The sequence below is a fragment of the Cohnella sp. GCM10012308 genome, assembly GCF_042649185.1.
Taxonomy (GTDB): domain Bacteria; phylum Bacillota; class Bacilli; order Paenibacillales; family Paenibacillaceae; genus Cohnella.
Map to the genome: position 1 here is coordinate 90,843 of NZ_JBHRYU010000035.1, position 6,137 is coordinate 96,979.

At 58.2% G+C, this 6,137-nt stretch carries 3 protein-coding genes; all 3 read left to right on the forward strand.

The window, feature by feature from the left end; all coding sequences use genetic code 11:
- The 3 genes from ACFOTD_RS28435 (at position 1) to ACFOTD_RS28445 (ending at position 5,751) form a co-directional block, all read left to right on the forward strand.
- Positions 1-2,466, forward strand: coding sequence for a hypothetical protein (locus ACFOTD_RS28435; protein WP_378123336.1), 2,466 nt, complete (start codon positions 1-3; stop codon positions 2,464-2,466).
- A gap of 61 nt (positions 2,467-2,527) precedes the next feature.
- On the forward strand, positions 2,528-3,292 hold the full coding sequence (locus tag ACFOTD_RS28440; protein ID WP_378123337.1) for a sugar phosphate isomerase/epimerase family protein: 765 nt from the start codon (positions 2,528-2,530) through the stop codon (positions 3,290-3,292).
- Positions 3,293-3,408: 116 nt separating this feature from the next.
- Positions 3,409-5,751, forward strand: coding sequence for an AraC family transcriptional regulator (locus tag ACFOTD_RS28445; protein ID WP_378123338.1), 2,343 nt, complete (start codon positions 3,409-3,411; stop codon positions 5,749-5,751).
- Positions 5,752-6,137: the final 386 nt, after the last annotated feature.

Sequence of the window (6,137 nt, forward strand, 5' to 3'; positions counted from 1 at the left end):
ATGGTGCCGACAGTACGGCCGGAAACGAAAAAGAAACTCCGGCGGGTCACGCTGGAAATGAGTTTGAAGCCGTTTACGAGCATGGCGCTGCCTGCGATCGAATCGGTATGCGAAGAAGCGATCCGGCAATGGCTGCCGTTGATCGACATGGCGGACGGCTGCTCGATGCTGCTGTGGGTGGCCGACGGCAGCGAGATTTTGGAGTGGGACGACAACGGGGAGCGCGGGATCGAGTGGGGGCGTTATATCGGATTTGCGAACGAGGATCGGTTCGGGCATATTCAGCCGAACGATCCCCGCATCGCCAAGCTTTACCGTCCCGACGCCTGCGAGATTACGTACGATAATCTGCGCACGATCGTCGCGGCGTTCAAACGAATCGCCCGCGACCGGTTCGGCGTCCCGATGGAAGTGGGCGCCACCTTCGATGCCGGTCCCGAATTCGCCTATTCCGACTTTAAGTATACGCGGCATCCGGAGATCAATCGCGCGAAGCTGGGGGACAAGGAAGTCGCGTTGAAGGCCGATTATACGGTTGTCTGCACGTGGTCGGAGCTTTGCGGGGACGCGGTCGCCTATGCGGCCTATCCGGAAGGCATTCCCGAGGGCACCCCGTTCGGCGAATTTCTCGGCCGCCAGTGCGCCAGCTTCCTCCCTGCGCTCGGCTTCGATTATATATGGTTCTCGAACGGCTTCGGCTTCTCCTATTTTCCTTGGACGTACCTGGGAGCGAATTACGACGGCACCTCGATGCCGACGGCGGACTACCGGGAGCTCGCGGACCAGACGCTGTCGTTCTGGGAACATTTCAAAAGAGAATGCCCCGGTTATCGCACGGAGGTGCGCGGCACCAACTTCGGAACGGGAATGGATCTGGCCAAGGATTTCATTCCGCTGCAGGAAATGTACCGCAGAAAATATATCGAGCTGCCGCCTCCGAACTCGCCGTGGGGCGCGCTCAACTTCGACTTCGGCCTGGAGATCGCTTCCTATATGTCCCGCATCGCGGTATTGCCGGGCGAGACCTATCCTTATCGCTTCTATCCGAACGATCCCTGGTTCTGGCAAAATCCCTGGTGGGATCTGTACGACCGGGAGCCGCACGATATTTATTGCCCGATGTCCGTCGCCCGGATGAATAGTTACGGCGAGCTGGAGAATCCGGGCATCATCGAGCTGCTGACGATCGATACGGAGAAAGGCGAGCTGAACGCGGATTGTCCGGCCGAAGTGATCCCCCACCTGCGCAGGGCGATCAAGGACTTTCCCGACCAAGCCGGCATTCTGACCTGGCTGTATCCGTTCAGCGAATACCATGCCGCTGTCGAACGATCGGAGGAAGCCGCCAAGTCGATCTTCTTCGAGGAATGGTTCGTGCGCAACGCGGTGAACGAGGGGCTGCCGCTCAATACGGTGCTCAGCACGGACGACTTCGCGGCGATGCAAGGGGGAACGCAGGGCAAGCTGCGGGATACGATCCTATGGACGCCGGCCTCCTGGCTGACGGGCGCGAATGCCGCACGCCTGGCCGCCTTCGTCCGGGGGGGCGGCAGAGCGATCGTATACGGCAGCGCCCTGGATCCGGAGCTGCAGCAGCTGCTGAACCTCAGGCAGGATGAAGGGCTTCAGGGAGAGCTTCAGCTCTCCAGCACGCTGCCGCAGGACCGATTGTCCGAGGCTTCCGCGTCCTCCGCCGTCTTCCTGCACGATCCGCTGATCGGCGGAGGTGCGTTAGGCGAGGTGCTAAGCGACGCGGACGACTCCGGTACAACGGTATTCGCGACGGGCAGTCAAGGCGATCGGGTGCGCGTCCTGGCGCTGACGCGGGAACTGCCGGCATGGAACGGCGGCAAGATCGGATGGGTTCGCGGTTCCTTGCCGTTCGAATCGGGCGCCGTATCCCATCTGCCGAACCGGCAGCCCGAGCGGTTCAAGGACCTCTCGGTTCTGGCCCGCCAGCTGCTCGCCGAGTTCGGGTACGAACTGCAGCAGGTTAAGCCGGCGGAAGCGGATAAGCCGGCGCTTCTGTTCGTGACGCGCAGCGACAACGGTTATTGGTTTACGGGCTGCCGTCAGGACACGTCCGTCACTCTTCGCCTGCGATTCCCCGAAGGGGTGCCCGCGATCATCGGGCAGACGACGAGGGCGGGGGAAGGCGCCGCGCCCTATGCGCCGGACCGCACCTTCCACGACGAATGCCGCGTCTTCGTCAAGCAGCGCGAGACGACCTCCGTCTCCTGCCGGGAGCTCGCGCCGGGACCGACGCCGAGGAAGAGCTCGGAGCGGATGCTCTTCGTCGCTGGTCTGCTAGAAGCGGAAGTGACAATTTATCCGCCGCTGGCAAGCCTTCGTGCAGGAAGCGTAGAAGTGCGGGGCGAGACTGCGTATCTGGATCTCGCGGACTGCATCCGGGGCGATCGTCTCGTGTTGACGAATATCAGCGGCGCGATCGAGATCACGTGGTAGAGCCGGTAGAAATGAGAGAGACGGCATAGAAGGCAGAGAGGGCAGAGAAGGGGGAAAACGAGTGAAGCGCAAGTTTGCGGTGCAGCTGTACACGCTGCGCAAGGAATGCGAGGGGGACTTTCCCGCCACGCTCCGAACGCTGGGACGGATGGGCTGGGCCGGCGTCGAAACGGCCGGGTTGCACGGCCATTCGGCAGCCGAGATTGCGGAGGTGCTGCGGGAAGCGGGGCTGAAAACGGCGGGCATGCATATTTCAGTCGAGCGTCTGCGGGCCGAGCCGGAGAGCGTAAAGGAGGAAGCGAGACAGCTTGGCACCAACCGGTTGATTTGCCCGTCCGTGCCGCATGAATGGCGCAACGAGCAGGGCTATATCCGGCTGCGTGAGGAATTGAACGCGGCGGCGCGCGAGCTGCGGGACGACGGGTTCACAGTCGCTTTTCACAACCATGCCTTTGAATTCGAGACGCGCGTTGGCACGACGGACGCCCTGTCTTATCTGCTCGATCCTGCGCCCGACAACGCCATATTGGCCGAGATTGATGTATACTGGGTGAGCAAAGCCGGAAAAGATCCGTCGGCATTCATTGCGCCGTATCGCGGCCGCATGCCGACGATGCACCTGAAGGACATGACCGCCGACGAACGCAGAACGTATGCCGAGATCGGTACGGGCCTGATCGACTTCGAGCCCTTGCTTCTATGGGGGGAGCGCAGCGGCGTGGAATGGTATGTCGTCGAGCAGGATATCTGCGAGGGAGACGCGCTGGACAGCGTGCGGATCAGCCTGGACAACCTGCATGCGCTGGCCGACAGACTGGGCGTCTAGATCGTTATATGAGCTCAAAAGCAAGGGGCTGGCGGATGCCGGTCCTCTTCGGCATTTGGCACGCAAGGCAGCGAAGACTATCACCCCTGCCTCGAAGAAGGAGAGGAGATTCCCGCATGAAGCGATTCGGGGCCAAGGCTTACTATATCAAAATGCTTCTATGGATCAGCGTGGCGATTCTGCTCATCGTCGTCGTGCTGTCCGCCGTCGTCTACATCAACGCCCAGAAGCTGCTCGTCAAAAACGAATACGCCTCCAACCAGAAAATACTGTACCAAGTCAAATACAATATGGAATTCATGGATCAGACGATAGCGAGCCTGTGCCAGTCGCTTTATCTGAACAGCGACGTAGCCGCGGTTATGTATGCCAGACAAGAGAATATGGTCGAGGTGGCCAACAGGCTGAACAAAGTCACCAGCTCCGTCACCTCGGCCAATCCATATATTCATTCGCTCACGATCTACAACCGGAACCTGGATCAGACGTACAATGCGGGCAGACCATTGTTTTTTGAAGACCAGCTGCTCGGCGAACTGTACGATTCGGACCGGCTGCTTCCCAAGATGAAGCCGATTTTCCGCAACATTCAGAAGCTCGTGAACGGGAAGACCGAGCCTGAGTACGTATTCTCCTATATGATGTACGAGACATCGGCGAGCGATCAGAAGCCGGACGGCGTCATCGTGGTCAATGTCCGGTCCGAATGGCTGCTCGACAACATCGGCGAGATCAACATGATCGACAAGCGCAAGGGCGACAATATATTCATTATGGACCAGGCCGGCGAGTACCTGGACGACGGTACGGGCGACCGGGAGATCATGAAGTGGCTGAAAAGCGACTTTTCGGCCTACCAAGCCGCGCATCCCGAGGCCGATTCGGAAGGTTTTTTTCAGCGCAAGCACGGGGGCAAGCCGTATTTGATCACGTATTCGAACGTCGACGGCGCCGGTATGACGCTGCTTAAGACGCAGCCTGTTCTTGAAGTGTATCAATCGATCGACAGACTCCGGACCAGCATTCTGCTCATTACGCTGATCGCTTTGCTGCTGGCGTTCGTCGTATCGATCCTGATCTCCCGGACCATTTACCGTCCGATCGGCAATCTGGTGAACGCGGTGAAGCAGAACAGGCCGGGCAGAGCGGTCGAGGGCGAGGGGGAGGTCGGCGACGAGATCTCTTATTTAAATTCCGTTTATCGGCAGTCGATGGAGGAGCTGAATCTTTTTTACAAGGAAAAAGATCAGTACAAGGATGTCATGAAGCATTATTGGCTGAGCCGGCTGCTGGCCGAGCGCTTTTCCATCCCTGAGCCCGAGCTGGCATCGTTGTTCAGGGAGATGAGGATCTCCTTGCCGCCATCCGGCGCGTATACGGTCTGCTTAATGAAAATCGACAACTATAAGGAATTCCAGCAGCGCTTCTCCGCCCAGGATAAAGAAACGATTCGGTTCGCCCTGATCAATATCGCCTCCGAGATCGTGGCCGGCAAGTATGCGAACGAGGGCATCGACATGAAAGAAGATCATGTCCTGCTGATCGTGAGCGTACCGGAGGAACATGCGGCTTGGCAAGACGGACTCGCAGCGCTGATCGCCGAGGCGCAGGACACTTTCTCCCGTTTTTTCAAGGTGACCTTCACCGCTTCGATCAGCGGCAAGGCCGAGGCGCTCAGCGGATTGCACGCGCAATACACGCAAGCGATGGACCAGTCGATGTACCGTTTGCAGCTGGGCCATGGCTCCGTCATCACGCAGGAGCGCCTTCGGGGATGCGCCGACAACAAAAAAACGGGCTATTCCAAGGAATTGGAAGATTGGCTCATGGAGACGATCAAGTCGGGCAACGTCGCAGCGATGCGGGACGTGCTCTCGAACTTGTTCGAGGAGATGGCGGCGCTCAATTATCACAACGCACTCGTCTCGATTCTCCGCCTGGCGGATGCCGTGATCGAAGGGCTGGACAAGGCAAAGGTCGCGGCGGCGCCTTCCTTGCAGAAAGCTTCGATCGGCAGGCATATCTTGGAGAAGGAGACGATGGAAGAGATCGAGCGCATCGTCTGGAGCGGCTTGCAGGATTCGTTCAATAAGGAAACGTCGGAGGAGACCGAAGCGCTCAACTACTTTGTCGTGGACGCGGTGACGGAATACGTCAACCGCAATTACCAGGATCCTTCCCTGAGCCTGTCCTCGATCGCATCGATGATGAAGATCTCTTCGCGAAGCTTGAGCAAGATCTACAAGGAAGCGACGCAGCTGTCGATCGCGGATCTGATCAACGGCGTGCGCCTGACCAAAGCGGCGGAGCTGCTGATCCAGGAGGACTTGAGCGTCTACGAGATCGTGCAGAAGGTCGGCATTACGAACGAGACGTATTTTTTCAGCCTGTTCAAGAAGAAATACAAGATGACCCCCAAGGAGTACGCGCTGCAGCGCAACGCGAACCAGATCAATTAGCTTCATGCGGAGTCCCGCTGAAGTGCACTTGAAGAGAAAGGTACAGTCCCGTGGAAAGCTCGGGGACCGTACCTTTTTTGCATGGCATTTTAAGTTTGGGAGACCGTTTGAAGTCATACTTCTTTGGACGGCAATACATGGAAGGGGAAGCGCGCTTTTTAGCGTACCGGAGCTTTTGCGATGTTTGGCTGGCCAAAAGCCTGCATTTGTACATGTATTTTCTAACGGCTCGCGCTACTTGATGAAATGCCTGCGAATGCGGCTAGGCCCCCTAAAACTGGAGTCATGGCCTACAATGATTCGATCTTTACAGCGTAGGTCTTTATTTCGCGCGATTACACCGATCTGTAATAGTCTGAAGCGTCTTCCAATGTCTTGACCCATGC